The sequence below is a fragment of the Mesorhizobium sp. M2E.F.Ca.ET.209.01.1.1 genome (genome assembly GCF_004010375.2).
Classification (GTDB): Bacteria; Pseudomonadota; Alphaproteobacteria; order Rhizobiales; family Rhizobiaceae; genus Mesorhizobium.
The window spans coordinates 1-14279 of record NZ_SADP02000026.1 but is presented as its reverse complement, the minus strand read 5'-3'; the positions used below and the strand labels follow the sequence as shown (position 1 = coordinate 14279).

Below are 14279 nucleotides of genomic sequence, written 5' to 3'. Positions count from 1 at the left end.
AAAGAAGGATCAGCCGCGCTTGGCGTCGATCGAATAAGCGCCGGCGCCCGAGGAGGCGAGCAGAATGAAGCCGCCGGTGATCGCGAGGTTCTTGAGGAACTGGATCATCTGCATCTGATCGGCCCAGCCGGTGTGCGCGACGAGCCCGGTGGCGATCGTGAAGATAGCGAGCGCCCAGGCGGCGATTCGGGTCTGGAAGCCGAGGAGGATGGCAAGGCCGCCGAGCAGTTCGATCAGACCGACGACAACGGCGGTCACGGTCGGCACCGGCAGGCCAAGCGCGCCGAAATAGGCGGCGGTGCCGGAAATGGCGGTAAGCTTGCCGAAGCCGGAAAGCAGGAAGATGACCGCAAGCAGGATGCGGCCGAGCAGGATCGTGGTGGAGCTGTTGGATGCGGTGCCGTTGCCGGCGACGGAAGAGTTGATGGACATGGCGGTTCTCCGAATGGGTTGGATGCCCAGTCAGATAGACGATGGAGACTGTTCACCAAAAGACGCCTATATGGCGACACATTGTTCACAGGATATATGTTTTCGGGATTGGCGGTCGCGCGCGAAAATCGTGTCGTGGGATTGGGCTATCCCGGTAAATTCTGCTGCCGCAAAACGCCTCGGAAAGTTGTCGAAACGCTCGTCCCTTCGTCATCCACGGGCGAAGCAAGGAGCGAAGCGACGCGGCGCAGACCCGAGGATCCATGCCGCGACGTCAAAACAGCCGCTGCGGTGCAGGTTTTGCTCCGCTGTGCTCCACGCCCGAAGTAACGGCATGGATTCCAGGGTCTCCGCGACGGAGCTTCGCTCCTGCTTCGCCCTGGAATGACGACCTCGCGAGAGTCGGGCCCTTTTACCCCGGATGCGTCATGTCCTCCGGCCGCACCAGCCGATCATAGTCAGCTTCGCTGACCAGCCCGGTGGCCAAGGCCTCCTCGCGCAAGGTCGTGCCGTTCTTATGCGCCGTCTTGGCGATCTTCGCGGCGTTGTCGTAGCCGATGGTCGGCGCCAACGCCGTCACCAGCATCAGCGAACGCTCGAGCGCGGCCTTGATGTTGTCTTCGCGCGCCTCGACGCCCACCACGCAATTGTCGGTGAAGGAGACGGAGGCGTCTGCCAGCAACTGCACCGACTGCAGGAAGTTATAGGCCATCAGCGGATTGTAGACATTGAGCTCGAAATGCCCCTGGCTGCCGGCGAAGGTGAGCGCCGCATTGTTGCCGAACACCTGCACGCAGACCTGCGTCAGCGCCTCGCACTGGGTCGGGTTGACCTTGCCCGGCATGATCGAGGAGCCGGGCTCGTTTTCCGGCAGCGACAGCTCGCCAAGGCCCGAACGCGGGCCGGAGCCGAGCAGGCGGATGTCGTTGGCGATCTTGAACAGCGCCGCGGCGGCCGCGTTGATCGCCCCATGCGAGAACACCATCGAATCATGCGCCGCCAGCGCCTCGAACTTGTTCGGCGCGGTGACGAAGGCAATGCCGGTGATTGAAGCGATGCGGTCCGCGACTTTCTCCGCGAAGCCGATCGGCGCGTTGAGGCCTGTGCCGACGGCGGTGCCGCCCTGCGCCAGCTCCTGCAGGCCGGGCAGCGTCTGCTGGATGCGCTTGATCGACGAGACGACCTGCGCGGCATAGCCGGAGAATTCCTGGCCAAGCGTCAGCGGCGTGGCGTCCTGCGTGTGCGTGCGGCCGATCTTGATGATGTGGTTGAAGGCCCGCGCCTTGGCGTCGAGCGCCTTGTGCAGATGGTGCAGGGCGGGGATGAGATGATGCACGACCCGCTCGGCGCAGGCGATGTGCATGGCCGTCGGATAGGTGTCGTTGGACGACTGGCTCATGTTGACATGGTCATTGGGATGAACCGGCTTCTTCGAACCCATCACCCCGCCGAGCATCTCGATCGCCCGGTTGGAGATCACCTCGTTGGCGTTCATGTTGGACTGCGTGCCGGAGCCGGTCTGCCACACCACCAGCGGGAAATGCTCGTTGAGCTTGCCGTCGATGACTTCCTGCGCGGCCTCGACGATCGCCTTGCCGATTGCCGGATCGAGCCGCTTCATCTCCATGTTCACCTCGGCCGCGGCGCGCTTGACGATGCCGAGCGCGCGCACGATCGAAGCTGGCTGCTTTTCCCAGCCGATCTTGAAATTGCCCAGAGAGCGCTGCGCTTGCGCGCCCCAATAGCGGTCGGCCGCCACCTCGATGGGACCGAACGTATCGGTTTCGGTTCTGGTCTTTTCAGCGCTCACGGCAAGTCTCCGGTCTGTCGATTTGGGCAAGGGCGTATCGCGTTGCACAAACGGCATCAAGCGGAGATTGCGGGCGAGGAAGATGCAAATCGGTTGAAGGGAAGGCTCACCCCAGCGGCGGCCCGACAATGTCGATACCGTTCTCCGCGCACAGCCTGGTCAGCATCTCGATCATCTGCGGCGTCGGCGCCGCCAACGGCGGCAGGTCCGGCCGTTCGGCGGGGCGGCTGGCCTTGCGCACCATCGTCTCGAAATCAGAGCCGCAGGTGACCGTGAGCGTATGCGCGCCTTCTGGAGACTCGACCCTGTAGGTGTGCGGCAGGCCTTTCGGCGCGAGCACCGTCTCGCCCGCGCCGGCGATCCGCTCGCGGCCGTCGACGACGAAACGTATCCGCCCTTCAAGGATATGAAACACCTCGTCCTCATTACGGTGCACGTGCAGCGGCGCGGAATCACCGTAGGGCTGGCGGTGTTCGATGACACAGATGCCATCCTCGCCGTCGGCCGACGAAACCTGGATGGCGACGAGCGTGTTGTTGAACCAGAGGAGTTCCTTGCCTGCGATGGTGGTGTTGATCATTGTCATCATTGCTCTCCTTTTCGACGGTGACCTAAGCAAGGACGAGCCTGCGATGGAAATCGAATGATCGGATGGGGCGGATTGATGCGATGAATTTGAACGCGCTCGACCTCAATCTGGTGCGGGTGCTCGACGCGCTTCTGCGCGAGAAGAGCGTGACGCGCGCCGGCGAGCAGATCGGCCTCAGCCAGCCGGCCGTGAGCGCCGCGCTCAACCGCTTGCGCCACGCGCTCAACGACCAGCTGTTTGTCCGTCGCGGCAACGACATGGTGCCGACGCCGCGAGCCGAAAGCCTGGCCGAGCCGGTGCGCGCGGCACTGCGTGAGATCGAGCGCGCCTTTCAGCCGGCGACCGATTTTGATCCCGCCAGGCTGGAGCGGACCTTCACCTTCATGGGCGCGGATTTCTTTTCCATGCTGCTGATGCCGCCTTTTGCCGCGCGCATCGCGGCGATCGCGCCGGGCGTGTCGTTCCGCTTTCTTGACAGCGCCATCGGTGACGTCTCGAAATTGCTTCAGGAGGATCAGATTGACGTGGCGCTCGAGCGTCCGCTGGAGGTCGCGGAATGGGTTTCAAACGTGGCGCTGTTCGGCTCGCCCTTCGCCATCATCGCGGCGAAGGACAATGAGGCGCTCAGGCAAGCGGGCATCGGCGAGGGCGAAGAGGTGCCGCTCGACCTCTTTTGCGCGCTGCCGCACGCATTGCGCTCGATCGACGGTTCGATGTCGGGCTTCACCGATGACGCGCTGGCCAGGATGGGAAGGGCACGCCGCGCCACGCTCGCCTTGCCGCATTGCCAGGCCGTCGCCCTGGCTGTGGCGGGCGGTCCCTATCTGGCCGCCGTTCCGACGCAGTTCGCGGTCGCGACGGCAAAATCCTTGCCGCTCCGCATCTATCGGGCGCCGATCCCGATACCGTCGCCGGCGGTCAGGATGTACTGGCACGCCCGCCGCGATGACGAGCCGCCGCATCGCTGGATCCGCGGGCAAATCCTCGACGAGGTGGCAAAGCTCGGGTTCAGGGACTGGGACGGCCCATTGAGCGGTCAATCTCACCCCGCCATATAGCCCGACATCCACCCGGCGGCCTGTCGCTCGGTACGAACTTTATCCCGCCGAGGCCAGCCCAACGGGCGCGGGCTGGCGTAGCGCCAGCCGCCCCGCGACGAAGTCCTTGACCTGGCGCACTGCCTGCTCGCGCGTGACGCTGCCCGGCCGCAGGCCAAGCCTGAGCCACAGCCCGTCGATCAAGGCGGTGACGCCAAGCACGATCTCGTCGGCCAGTTCGGGCGACGTCAGGCCGCGCAGGCCGGACAACAGGTTCGAGCGCATACGCGCGTGGATGACCTTCTGGATGCGCGCCAGCTTCTCGTCGCGCGGCACCTCGGCGCAGAGCGACAGCCAGGCATGGCAGAGCGGCGGCAGGAACAGGTGCTCCTCGAAATTGCCCTCGACCACGGCGTCGAGCCGTTCCATGGGCGTCCGCGCCCGCTGAAGCCGGGCGACGACGGCGTGACAGAGCACGGCGTTCGCCTCGCGCATGGCATGCTCGAACAACTCCTGCTTGTTGCGGAAATAATGCAGCACGATGCCCTTCGAAGCCCCGGCCTGGGCCGCGACCTTTTCCAGCGTCGCGCCGGCGATGCCTTCGCGTTCCAGAACGGCGAACGCCGCCTGCCGCAACTCCTTGCGGCGTATGTCGCTGAGACGCGTCAGTTTCACTGGACCGATCCATGCATGGCGAATCCATGTTGACATCTTCGCCCGTTCAGATCAATGATTGACCAATGGGACAATAAAATGACCAGTAGGTCAAACAATCGAAAATGAGGAGAACCGGAATGTTGCGCGTGCTTGCGAATGGAGTCTGTCTCGCGGCCCTAATGATGGCTTCCCAGGCGGCCCGGGCCGCAGAGGCCGAGAGCTGCAAAACGGTCCGCATGGCCGAGCCCGGCTGGAACGATCTGGCCTTCACCACGGGCGTGGCCAAGGTCCTGCTCCAGGCCCTCGGCTACGAGCCGCAGAGCGAGGTGCTCGGCATCAACGTCATCTACGAAGGCATGAAGAACAAGGATCTCGACCTGTTCCTCGGCTACTGGGATCCGGCCATGGTCACCTATTACGAGCCCTACAAGAAGGACGGCTCGATCGAGAATGTGCGGGTCAATCTGGTCGGTGCCAAATACACTTTCGCCGTGCCGACCTATGTCTGGGACGCCGGCGTCAAGGACCTGTCCGACCTGCACAAATTCGCCGACAAGTTCGGCAAGAAGATGTACGGCATCGAGCCGGGCTCCAACCAGCTGATGATGGACGCCATCGCCGATCCGCAATTCGGCCTCAACGGCTGGCAGGTGGTGGAATCGAGCGAAGCCGGCATGCTCTCGGAGGTCGGCTACGAGATCAAGGAGAAGCAGTTCATCGTCTTCCAGGGCTGGGCGCCGCATCCGATGAATACGATGTACGACTTCAAGTACCTGACCGGCGGCGATAAGTTCTTCGGTCCGAATTTCGGCGCCGCCACCGTCACGACGCAGGTGCGCAAGGGTTTCCTGCAGGAATGTCCGAACGTGGCGCAATTCCTGAAGAACCTCGCCTTCGACATCGACATGGAAAATGTCGGCATGGGCTATCTCATCAATGACGGTATGAAGCCGGAGGAGGGCGCACTGAAGTCGATCACCTTGCACAAGGATCGCCTCGACGCCTGGCTCGCCGGCGTCACCACTTTCGACGGCAAGCCCGGCCTCGCCGCGGTCAAGGAAAAGCTCGGACTGTGAGGCAGGCGCTGTCGGAGCCAGAGGAGCAAGGGATCGAGCAGGCCGAATGGTCTGGGCGCAAGCGGATCGTCGATGTCGGCGGCCTTGACCTCGCCTATGTCGAGGTCGCCGGTTCGGAGCCGCCACTTGTCCTGGTGCATGGCTTCACCGACACCAGCCGCAGTTTTTCGCTGCTTGCGCCGCATCTTTCCGGGCGCCGGCTGATCATACCGGATCTGCGCGGCCACGGCGCCTCGAATGCGGGCGAGGGGTGCAGTGTCGTCGATTTCGCCGAGGACATTGCCGGCCTGATCCGGCGCCTGCGGCTCGACCGGCCGGTCGTCGTCGGGCACTCGCTGGGCGGCATGGTGTCGATCGTGCTGGCCGCGCAATATCCGGAATTGATCGGTGGGCTGGTGATCCTGGCCAGCACACTGAAGCCCGAGTTCGGATCGCATCACCAACTGATCGACGGCGTGGCGGCGTTGCGCGACCCGATCTCGCCGTCGGATCCGTTCTATGACTGGTGGCATGCCTGCCAGCCGGACGTGCCGCGGGCTTTTCTCGCCGGTCTTGCGAAAGACGCCTCCGCGATTCCGGCGGCGCGCTGGCGCGCCATTCTCGAAGAAGTCCGTCGCACCGATCTGACCGCGGCGGCGCGGGCCCTGCGTGTCCCGACGCTGATCATCGCCGGCGGACGTGATCCGCTCTTCGGCGAAGCGCACCAGCAGGCGCTGGCCCAGGCAATCATCGGATCGCGTCTGGTCTGGGCGCGGGATTGCGGCCACAATCCGCACTGGGAAGACCCGGCATTCGTGGCTGCAATCATCGGCCAAGCCTTCGGGAACGACCACATCCGGTAGTCGGGTCCAAGTCATTCGCCGACTGTCCATGTTATTCAGCATATCGGTTTGATCCAGCGCAAGGTCGGGTGCGGCCGGCGGTGCAACCATGCAGGCACCGTTCGGCTAGGTCCATGGCAGGGAGCGGTCGGTTGCCGGTGTCGGTTCCACCGGTGTCTGCCGGAGGAGTTTTGCTGTGAAAAAGCTTGTCAGGAATGCGTTGGTAGGGCTTGCCGCGACTGTTGCGACGGCTGGTGCCGCTCAAGCCGCCGCCACGGTTCAGGTTTCGCTGTGGGACAAAGGGGCGAACGTGCCCATGACCACAGGTTTCGCCTACGGAATGTCGGGCGCGGATATGTCGAAGGCAACCATGGGGATAACGGCCAAGCCCGCGACGGTGAAGGCCGGCAACGTCACCTTCAAGGTGAAGAACAGTTCCAAGGATACCATCCACGAAATGATCGTGATGTATCTGGCAAATCCCAAGGACCCGCTTCCCTATATTTCCGACGAGAACAGGGTTGACGAAGACAAGTCAGGTGACAAGGGAGAGGTTTCCGAACTCGACCCTGGCGCTTCGGGCACGCTTACCGTGAACCTGAAACCCGGCAAATACGTGCTCATCTGCAACGTCCCCGGTCATTTCGCGACCGGCATGTGGACGGAGTTCACCGTTCAGCCATAGCAGCGGTCGGCGTCGCGACGCGGCTGATGCCCGGCCGGCTGGCAGTTTGCAGTCGGCCGAAAGCGCCTCACTGCGCCAGCGGCTTGATCCTCTCGAAACCCACCTCGCTCTGCGCGCTCGTCCCTTCATCATACCGCCGCGCCAGCACCGCCTGCAGGTCCGGCGAATAGAGCGCGGTGAAGGTATCGATGACGTTGCCCGTGTCGCCGGTGATCGTTTCGCCGACCACAAGCACATTGTATTTGCAGTCGCCGAGCCTGTAGGTGTCCTTGCCTTTGACGGTGAGCGCCAGCGTCTCGGTGCCCTGCGGCGCCTTTTTCGGAGACAGCCGCACGAATTCGGTTTTGCTCTTCGCGCCCGCCTTCAGCGGGAACAGCTTCTTCAAGTCGCCGAGCGGGATCATCGACAGCCGCCCGGTGTCGCTGTCGCGGAACACCTCGATCAGCCCGGCATAAAGATACTGTGTCTGCGGCGAATCCGATTGATACTTGTTGGCGACCGCGACCATGCCGCCGGGTGCCGGCCGGAACTCGCTGCTTATGCCGGCCTTTTCGAGCATGAAGCCGGCCTTGGCGGACTTTGCGTCGACGCAGTCCGAGGCCTGCGCGGCGCCGGCGAAGGTGAGCATGGCGAACACCATGCCGGTTGTAAGGATCTTCATGCCTTCCTCCCCTGGGTGCATGTACCGAAGCAATGACAGACCGCCGCCGCGCTGTCGACCCAGGAGCTTTTCATGCCTTGGCGTGAAAAGTCTCCAGGCGCGGGCCGGGTATTGAACTGGACGAGGCGGGGCGAGAATGTTTAATCGGGTGACGATGAAACGTCCCTCGCCAGCAACCATCTCACGCCGTCTCCTCATCACCCGGACGGGAGTCCTCGCCGCCGCCTGCGCTCTTCCTCGCGTGGCCTTCGGCCAGACCGGAAAGCGCATCCAGCCGATCGACGCCACGTTCCTCTTCATCGCCGATATCCATGCCTGCCGCATGGCGAGCGGCCTCAGCCCGAACTGCCTTCAGGAGGGCAAGACCGATGCAGCCCTTCTGCGCAATGTCGCGGCCCTGAACGCGATTGCCGACAAGAAGTGGCCGGCCGAGATCAACGGCGTTGCGACCGGCCTGCATTCGGCCGGTACCCGCATCGGCACGCCGCTTGGACTCGCCACCGGCGGCGACATCACCGACGATGGCGGCGGCCAGGTCACCGAGCCCAGCGAGGGCACGCAGCTTCTGCAGTTCTCCCAGCGCTACCAGGAAGGCGTTGGGCCGGACCGCGTCCACATCCCGGTTTATGTCGGGCTCGGCAATCACGATCTCGACCAGAACGGCTCGCCGCCGCATGTCGATTGGTATCGCCGCGAATTGCGAGATTATGTCGAGGTCAACCATCGCCCGGGTGTGTTCTTCAAGCCGCCGGTGCCGGCAACCGAATACGACGTCGATACCGATTGCTATTCCTGGGACTGGGGCGGCCTGCATCTCGTCCAGACGCACCGCTTCGCCGGGGACACCGGCCACGGTGTGCCGAGCAGCCTGCCCTGGCTGAAACAGGACCTTGCCACCTATTCCGGCGATGGCCGACCTGTGGTCATCTTCCAGCATTATGGTTGGGACACCTTCTCGACCGAGCGCTGGGATCCGGTGAAGCGCACCTATGATGACGATGGTTCAGGCCGCCCGCACTGGTGGGGCGAGGCCGACCGCCAGGCGTTGCTGGCCGCGATCAAGGGCTACAATGTGATTGCCGTGTTCCATGGCCATCAGCATGAAGTGCCGATGATCTACCAGCGCGACGGGCTCGACCTCGTCAAGCCGAAGGCCGCCTATTTGGGCGGCTTCGCGCTGGCCAGGGTCACGGCCGACAACATGGACGTGGTGCTGGGCGAGGCGGCCGGCGACCATGGCGAGATCGTCTTCACCAACGCCTTGGCCAGGCAATTCCAGACATGAAATGGCTGCCTCGCGGCGGTCTTGGTGGTCCTGTCATCAAGGTGCTTTCGCGGCGAGGTTGCATCGGGCAAGGCAATCCGGTTAGGGTTCGCCGCGGCTGCGGGAGAGGGCAGCCCTGGGGAGCCGGGTTTGCGTCTTCGTGTGGCCTTTGTCGCAGTTTTGATGGCCGTTGCCGGCTGCGTCGCCGACGATGTCGGGCCGATCAACACGCTGACCAAGGAAGCCGGCCACTCGTCGCCCACCTACATTCCCGATCCTGCCGATGATGGGTCGACTGTCGTTGGACTGGCGTTCTCCGGTGGCGGCGCCAGGGCCGCGGCCTTTTCCTATGGCGTGCTGCGAGCGCTGGACGATGTCGTCATCGACGAGCGGCCGAAACGTCGCACATTGGTCGACGACATCCGAATGATTTCCGGCGCCTCAGGCGGCGCCATTGCCGCCGCCTATTTCGGTTACAAGGGCAGGGGCGGTTACCAGGATTTTCGCGAGCGCTTCCTGATCCAGAACGCGGAAGCCGACCTCAGGGAAGCGGTCTCGCCGGTCAATCTCGTGCGCGCCTATTATGGCGGCGTCAACGATCGCAGCGGCTTCGCCAAATGGCTGAACGACCATCTCTTCGACGGCGCGACCTTCAAGGCGCTGCACAGGCCAAACGGCCCGATCGTCTGGATCAACGCTTCCGACATCTACAACCGCACGCCCTTCCTTTTCACCTACGACACCTTTGCGGCGCTGTGCAGTGATCTCGACAAGGTGAGACTGGCCGATGGGGTTGCGGCGTCGGCCGCCTTTCCAGTCGTCTTCGCGCCAATCGTGGTCGCGGCGACCAGCCCCGATTGCGGCTACCACCGGCCCGGGTGGCTGAGCCACGCGCTCGCCGACCGCAACGCCTCGCTGCGGCTCAAGGCCTATGCCGGGGCGCTCGACGCCTACCAGAACGCCGGCCCGCACGACTATGTGAAGCTGCTCGACGGCGGCCTGACCGACAATATCGGCGTCACCGGCTTCACGCTCGAACGCTCGGCCGCGGGCACTCCTTACGGACCGCTGTCGCCGTCCGAAGCCGTGCGCCTGAACACGCTGATCTTCATCGTCGTCGATGCCGGCAGCGGCTCAAACAAGGCCTGGGTAAAGGAGCTGCACGGACCGAAGGCGAGCGAACTGTTTGACCTTACCACAAGCACCACGCTCGCCGCTTCGGTGCGCGATGAATTCGATGCGTTGAGGCTCGCCGTCTCGCAATGGAAAGGCGAGCTGGTACGCTTTCGCTGCGGCCTTCCAGGCTCCACCGTTTCCGCCTATCGCGGTTCGGCGGGCGGCTGGAACTGCCGCGATGTCCACCTCGTCGTCCAGCACCTCTCTTTCGCCGATGCCGATCCTGCGACGGAGGCGAAGCTGAACGACATTCCGACCAGGCTTCACCTGCCGGTGGATCAGGTCGACCTCCTGATCGGAGCTGGCCGCAAGGCGCTCGAGGCCAATCCCGACATAAGCGCGGCGGTCGCCGCGATCCAGGCTCGCGCCGGCATCAGGCCGCCGGCGATCACGATGGCCGCAGCGAATTGACATCATCAGGAGACAGTCTTGGCGGAATTCACCCTCTATATCGGCAACAAATGCTTTTCCTCATGGTCGCTGCGGCCCTGGGTGGCCATGCGGCACTTGGAGATTCCCTTCGAGGAGGGCTTCGTGCGCCTGCGCACGCCGGAGACCGCGGCCAACCTTGCCAAGGTGTCGCCGACCGGGCTTGTGCCGGTGTTGAATCATAATGGCAGGATCGTCTGGGAAACGCTTGCCATCCTTGAATATCTTGCTGACCTCTACCCTGAGAAGAAACTGTGGCCGCAGGATATCGGCGCCCGCGCTCTTGCGCGCTCGGTGGCGACCGAGATGCATTCAGGCTTCCGCGAGGTTCGCTACGGCTGGCCGATGAACCTGCGCCGGCCGAAATCGCACAAGCCGCTCGATGCCGAGGGCGAGGCGCAGCGGGCGAGGATCGAGGCGATCTGGCGCCAGTGCCGCGAACTGTGTGGCCAAGGCGGCCCGTTCCTGTTCGGCCATTTCACCGCGGCCGACGCCATGTATGCGCCGGTGGTCACGCGCTTCGACACCTATGGCGGCGAGCTGGCGCCCGTCACTCGCGCCTATGTCGACGCGGTGCTGGCAACGCCAGCGATGCTCCACTGGTATGCCGAAGCCGCCAAGGAGCCCTGGCCTGAGCCAGGGCCGGACGAATAGAGCTATTCCGGAAGAAGGTGTAACGTTTCGTGGGATTTGTGCAGCGGATCCGCCCGGTGGGCGGCCGGCGGCAATAGCTTTCGGAGAAGGAGCGATGGCCAGCAGTGAAGCCCCGCGTGAAGCCATGGCGTCGAAGATCTTTCATTGCCGTTTGATCCCGCCGAGGCCGGATTTTGCCTTCACCATGACGGAAGAGGAAAGGGCGTTGATGGGCCAGCATGCCGACTATCTGCGCGAGAAGCTGCGCGAAGGCAGCATGATCATGGCAGGCCCGGTCGCCGATCCGGCCGGCCCTTGGGGGCTGCTTATCCTGCGTGCCGGCAGCGAAGAGGAGGCGAGGGCGGTGACCGACGGCGATCCGGTCGCGCGTTCGGGCCGCGGCTTCCGCTATGAAATCCTGCCGATGTTGAGCGTGATCATGTAGGGCTCGCGGGAGCGCCGCTCTCGCATTTCTACGTCAGCCTTTCCTGTTCGGCATTTCATCGCAATCGAAGCCGCCAAGGAGTCCTGGCCTGCGGACTGGACTGAAGCCGGGACGGCCCCCAAATCGCGTCAACTTGTCCGATGGCGGGCCTTCACGCTTTGGCCGAGCGGCCTATGTGAAGGAGCGGGCCGGGCATCTGGAGATTTCCCATGACATCCGCAAACTCAATACTCACGGGCAAGGTCGCGCTTGTCACCGGCGCCTCGTCGGGCATCGGCGAGGCGACTGCCGCAGCTCTTGCCGCGGCCGGGGCGAAAGTTGCGGTCGCCGCCCGTCGCGCCGATCGCCTCGAAGCACTGGTTGCCCGCATCGAGAAGGCGGGCGACGTCGCTCTCGCCATTGAAGCCGATATTGCCAAGGCCAGCGACATTGTCGCGATGGTCGACAAGGTCGTCTCCCAATGGGGGCGGCTCGACATCCTCGTCAACAATGCCGGCGTCATGCTGCTCGCCCCCGCGGCTGAAGCCGATCTCGACGACTGGCGGCAGATGATCGAGCTCAACCTGATCGGACTGATGGCGACCACCAAGGCGGCGCTGCCGCATCTCAAGGCTTCGAAGGGCCATATCGTCAACGTCTCCTCGGTGGCCGGCCGCGTGGCTAACCCGGGCGCTACCGGTTACGCGGCGACCAAGTTCGGGGTGGTGGCTTTTTCGGAATCGCTGCGCCGGGAGGTCTATGCCGACAAAGTGCGCGTCACCGTCATCGAGCCGGGCCTGGTGCGAACCGAACTCGGCGATCACATCACCAACGCGGAATTCAAGGCCGGGCTCGAACACCGTCTCGCCACGATGGAAGCGCTGACCGCCGACGATATTGCGAACGCCATTTTCTATGCCGTCAGCCAGCCGCCAAGGGTCAATGTCAACGAGATACTCATCCGTCCAACCGATCAGGAACGCTGAACAGCGAAAAACGCCTCTCGCGCTTTTACACGCGGGAGGCGTCTTTTTGCCGTCAACCTTTCTCGATTGCTCTCGAATTGCTGACAGCAAGGTTAAAACCGGCAGCCGGCGAAAGAGTTGCCGGCAAAACGAAAAAAATCATGATGTCGGAAAAAATTGCGTTGAAGGATGGACGAACGCCGCAATCCTGCGACAAGACGAGGCACGCATGAGGTTTGCCTTGCCGCCCGACCCCGCCATCACCGTATCGCTTTCGCAAAGCGTCGCCTTCGACTGCCAAAGCTGCGGCGCCTGCTGCGCCTATTCGGCCGACTGGCCGCGCTTCTCGACCGAGGAGGACGCGCAGCTCGATCGCATCCCGGAGAAATTTGTGTCGGCCGACCTGTCCGGCATGCGCTGCGAGGGTGCGCGGTGCTCTGCGCTCACCGGTGAGGTGGGCAAACATACGGCCTGCGGCATCTACGATCTCCGCCCGGATGTCTGCCGCGCCTGCATGCCCGGCGGCGACGACTGCCTGATGGCAAGGGCGGCGCATGGGTTCGAACTGCCAATCTCTCCCCTTGTGGGGGTTGAGGACTGGTCCGCGTAGCGGACGCGAAGCCAATTGCTTGGCTTTGCGAAGGACGAAAGCCCGGCAGGGCAGAGGGGGGCGCTGTCCCGCCGGCGCCTCAGGCGAGCTTCGGTCGGACGTCCAAGTAGATTTCAAAGAAGAAACTGAGAGGTCGCATTCCTTCGCGCCCCCCCCTCTGGCCTGCTGGCCATCTCCCCCACAAGGGGGGAGATCACGCTCTCCATCCGCTTGCCTCACCCCACGCCTCCCGGTACCTTCCCCCGCCAGGCAGGGCCGCGGAGGAAATCCATGAGCATCGAATTCTTGTTGACGTCGCTGATCATCGTGGCTTCGCCCGGCACCGGCGTCCTCTACACGCTGAGCGCCGGCCTCTCGCGCGGCGCGCGTGCCTCGGTCATCGCCGCCTTCGCCTGCACGCTGGGCATCATCCCGCATATGGCGGCCGCCATCACCGGCCTCGCCGCGGTGCTGCACACCAGCGCCGTTGCCTTCGAGACGCTGAAATATCTCGGCGTCGCCTACCTTCTCTACATGGCCTGGAACACGCTGAAGGAGAAGGGTGGGTTGAGCATCGACGAGGACGCCGCGCCGCGATCGACCGCCAGGACCATCACCACCGGCATCCTGATCAACGTGCTGAACCCGAAACTGTCGATCTTCTTCTTCGCCTTCCTGCCGCAATTCGTCAGCGCCACCGAGCCGCATGCTTTCGCCAGGATGCTGGAGCTCTCCGGCGTCTTCATGCTGATGACCTTGGTCGTCTTTGCCGTCTACGGCGTGTTCGCGGCCTCGGTGCGCAGCCATATCGTGACGCGGCCTAAGGTGCTGACCTGGATGCGCCGCAGCTTTGCCGCCGCCTTCGTCATGCTTGGCGCCAAGCTGGCGCTCGCCGATCGCTAGCTGTGGAGCCTCAATAGGTTGTCCTTGGTCAGTCCGAGGCGGCTGATAGGTGGTTTTGATTTTAAGCTGCCGTGTGGCCTATGCCAATTGTAGCGGTGAAGCCATCGCGGCAGCTCCGCAGTGCGCTC

General features: G+C 63.8%; 17 protein-coding genes. 11 read left to right on the top strand and 6 right to left on the bottom strand.

Annotated features, from left to right (window positions below):
* Nucleotides 1-9: 9 nt before the first annotated feature.
* The 3 genes from EN852_RS30555 to EN852_RS30545 form a co-directional block, all read right to left on the bottom strand.
* Nucleotides 10-432: a DoxX family protein gene (locus tag EN852_RS30555; protein ID WP_127865396.1), complete on the bottom strand. Its 423-nt coding sequence runs from the start codon at nt 430-432 to the stop codon at nt 10-12.
* A gap of 412 nt (nt 433-844) precedes the next feature.
* Complete coding sequence (gene fumC, locus EN852_RS30550; RefSeq protein WP_127879619.1) at nt 845-2242, bottom strand: class II fumarate hydratase; 1398 nt, start codon at nt 2240-2242, stop codon at nt 845-847.
* Nucleotides 2243-2348: 106 nt separating this feature from the next.
* A complete protein-coding gene (locus EN852_RS30545) occupies nt 2349-2822 on the bottom strand; it encodes a cupin domain-containing protein (RefSeq protein ID WP_348632078.1) in 474 nt (157 codons plus the stop codon).
* Between the two features lie 89 nt (nt 2823-2911).
* On the opposite strand from EN852_RS30545, the gene EN852_RS30540 reads away from it, so the two are divergent.
* The gene (locus tag EN852_RS30540; RefSeq protein ID WP_127879617.1) at nt 2912-3889 is read left to right on the top strand and encodes a LysR family transcriptional regulator; all 978 of its coding nucleotides are present in this window, start codon (nt 2912-2914) and stop codon (nt 3887-3889) included.
* Between the two features lie 39 nt (nt 3890-3928).
* Here EN852_RS30540 and betI read toward each other — a convergent pair whose 3' ends face one another.
* On the bottom strand, nt 3929-4579 hold the full coding sequence (gene betI, locus EN852_RS30535) for a transcriptional regulator BetI (protein WP_127879615.1): 651 nt from the start codon (nt 4577-4579) through the stop codon (nt 3929-3931).
* Nucleotides 4580-4662: 83 nt separating this feature from the next.
* On the opposite strand from betI, the gene choX reads away from it, so the two are divergent.
* The 3 genes from choX (at nt 4663) to EN852_RS30520 (ending at nt 7107) form a co-directional block, all read left to right on the top strand.
* Complete coding sequence (choX, locus tag EN852_RS30530) at nt 4663-5601, top strand: choline ABC transporter substrate-binding protein (protein ID WP_127865401.1); 939 nt, start codon at nt 4663-4665, stop codon at nt 5599-5601.
* Nucleotides 5598-6443: an alpha/beta hydrolase gene (locus EN852_RS30525; RefSeq protein WP_189401227.1), complete on the top strand. Its 846-nt coding sequence runs from the start codon at nt 5598-5600 to the stop codon at nt 6441-6443. The genes choX and EN852_RS30525 overlap by 4 nt, the downstream gene beginning before the upstream one ends.
* Nucleotides 6444-6618: 175 nt before the next feature.
* Nucleotides 6619-7107: a sulfocyanin-like copper-binding protein gene (locus EN852_RS30520; protein ID WP_245519610.1), complete on the top strand. Its 489-nt coding sequence runs from the start codon at nt 6619-6621 to the stop codon at nt 7105-7107.
* A gap of 67 nt (nt 7108-7174) precedes the next feature.
* On the opposite strand, the gene EN852_RS30515 is transcribed toward EN852_RS30520, so the two are convergent.
* Nucleotides 7175-7768 carry a hypothetical protein gene (locus EN852_RS30515; protein ID WP_127879613.1) on the bottom strand — a complete coding sequence of 198 codons (594 nt, stop codon included), beginning with the start codon at nt 7766-7768 and terminating at the stop codon, nt 7175-7177.
* Nucleotides 7769-7904: 136 nt separating this feature from the next.
* Between EN852_RS30515 and EN852_RS30510 the strand changes: the two genes are divergently transcribed.
* The 7 genes from EN852_RS30510 to EN852_RS30480 all read left to right on the top strand — a co-directional run bounded on the left by EN852_RS30510 (nt 7905) and on the right by EN852_RS30480 (nt 14151).
* The gene (locus tag EN852_RS30510) at nt 7905-9053 is read left to right on the top strand and encodes a metallophosphoesterase (protein ID WP_127879611.1); all 1149 of its coding nucleotides are present in this window, start codon (nt 7905-7907) and stop codon (nt 9051-9053) included.
* Nucleotides 9054-9215: 162 nt separating this feature from the next.
* Nucleotides 9216-10619, top strand: coding sequence for a patatin-like phospholipase family protein (locus EN852_RS30505; protein WP_127865500.1), 1404 nt, complete (start codon nt 9216-9218; stop codon nt 10617-10619).
* A gap of 18 nt (nt 10620-10637) precedes the next feature.
* Nucleotides 10638-11291, top strand: coding sequence for a glutathione S-transferase family protein (locus tag EN852_RS30500; RefSeq protein ID WP_127879609.1), 654 nt, complete (start codon nt 10638-10640; stop codon nt 11289-11291).
* Nucleotides 11292-11385: 94 nt separating this feature from the next.
* Nucleotides 11386-11715: a YciI family protein gene (locus EN852_RS42605; RefSeq protein WP_246694458.1), complete on the top strand. Its 330-nt coding sequence runs from the start codon at nt 11386-11388 to the stop codon at nt 11713-11715.
* Nucleotides 11716-11924: 209 nt separating this feature from the next.
* The gene (locus EN852_RS30490; protein WP_127879605.1) at nt 11925-12680 is read left to right on the top strand and encodes an SDR family NAD(P)-dependent oxidoreductase; all 756 of its coding nucleotides are present in this window, start codon (nt 11925-11927) and stop codon (nt 12678-12680) included.
* A gap of 208 nt (nt 12681-12888) precedes the next feature.
* Nucleotides 12889-13269, top strand: coding sequence for a YkgJ family cysteine cluster protein (locus EN852_RS30485; RefSeq protein WP_127879729.1), 381 nt, complete (start codon nt 12889-12891; stop codon nt 13267-13269).
* Nucleotides 13270-13539: 270 nt separating this feature from the next.
* Nucleotides 13540-14151 carry a LysE family translocator gene (locus EN852_RS30480; RefSeq protein ID WP_127879603.1) on the top strand — a complete coding sequence of 204 codons (612 nt, stop codon included), beginning with the start codon at nt 13540-13542 and terminating at the stop codon, nt 14149-14151.
* Here the strand turns inward: EN852_RS30480 and EN852_RS30475 are convergent.
* Nucleotides 14148-14279: integrase core domain-containing protein (locus EN852_RS30475; protein ID WP_135879538.1), on the bottom strand; the 132-nt coding region annotated here is incomplete at its 5' end. The genes EN852_RS30480 and EN852_RS30475 overlap by 4 nt on opposite strands.

Bases quoted from the DNA above. Each gene is read 5' to 3' on its own strand.
- EN852_RS30555 (WP_127865396.1), bottom strand. From the start codon at position 432: ATGTCCATCAACTCTTCCGTCGCCGGCAACGGCACCGCATCCAACAGC.
- EN852_RS30545 (WP_348632078.1), bottom strand. From the start codon at position 2,822: ATGATCAACACCACCATCGCAGGCAAGGAACTCCTCTGGTTCAACAAC.
- EN852_RS30540 (WP_127879617.1), top strand. From the start codon at position 2,912: ATGAATTTGAACGCGCTCGACCTCAATCTGGTGCGGGTGCTCGACGCG.
- betI (WP_127879615.1), bottom strand. From the start codon at position 4,579: ATGTCAACATGGATTCGCCATGCATGGATCGGTCCAGTGAAACTGACG.
- choX (WP_127865401.1), top strand. From the start codon at position 4,663: ATGTTGCGCGTGCTTGCGAATGGAGTCTGTCTCGCGGCCCTAATGATG.
- EN852_RS30515 (WP_127879613.1), bottom strand. From the start codon at position 7,768: ATGAAGATCCTTACAACCGGCATGGTGTTCGCCATGCTCACCTTCGCC.
- EN852_RS30510 (WP_127879611.1), top strand. From the start codon at position 7,905: ATGTTTAATCGGGTGACGATGAAACGTCCCTCGCCAGCAACCATCTCA.
- EN852_RS30505 (WP_127865500.1), top strand. From the start codon at position 9,216: ATGGCCGTTGCCGGCTGCGTCGCCGACGATGTCGGGCCGATCAACACG.
- EN852_RS42605 (WP_246694458.1), top strand. From the start codon at position 11,386: ATGGCCAGCAGTGAAGCCCCGCGTGAAGCCATGGCGTCGAAGATCTTT.
- EN852_RS30490 (WP_127879605.1), top strand. From the start codon at position 11,925: ATGACATCCGCAAACTCAATACTCACGGGCAAGGTCGCGCTTGTCACC.
- EN852_RS30485 (WP_127879729.1), top strand. From the start codon at position 12,889: ATGAGGTTTGCCTTGCCGCCCGACCCCGCCATCACCGTATCGCTTTCG.
- EN852_RS30480 (WP_127879603.1), top strand. From the start codon at position 13,540: ATGAGCATCGAATTCTTGTTGACGTCGCTGATCATCGTGGCTTCGCCC.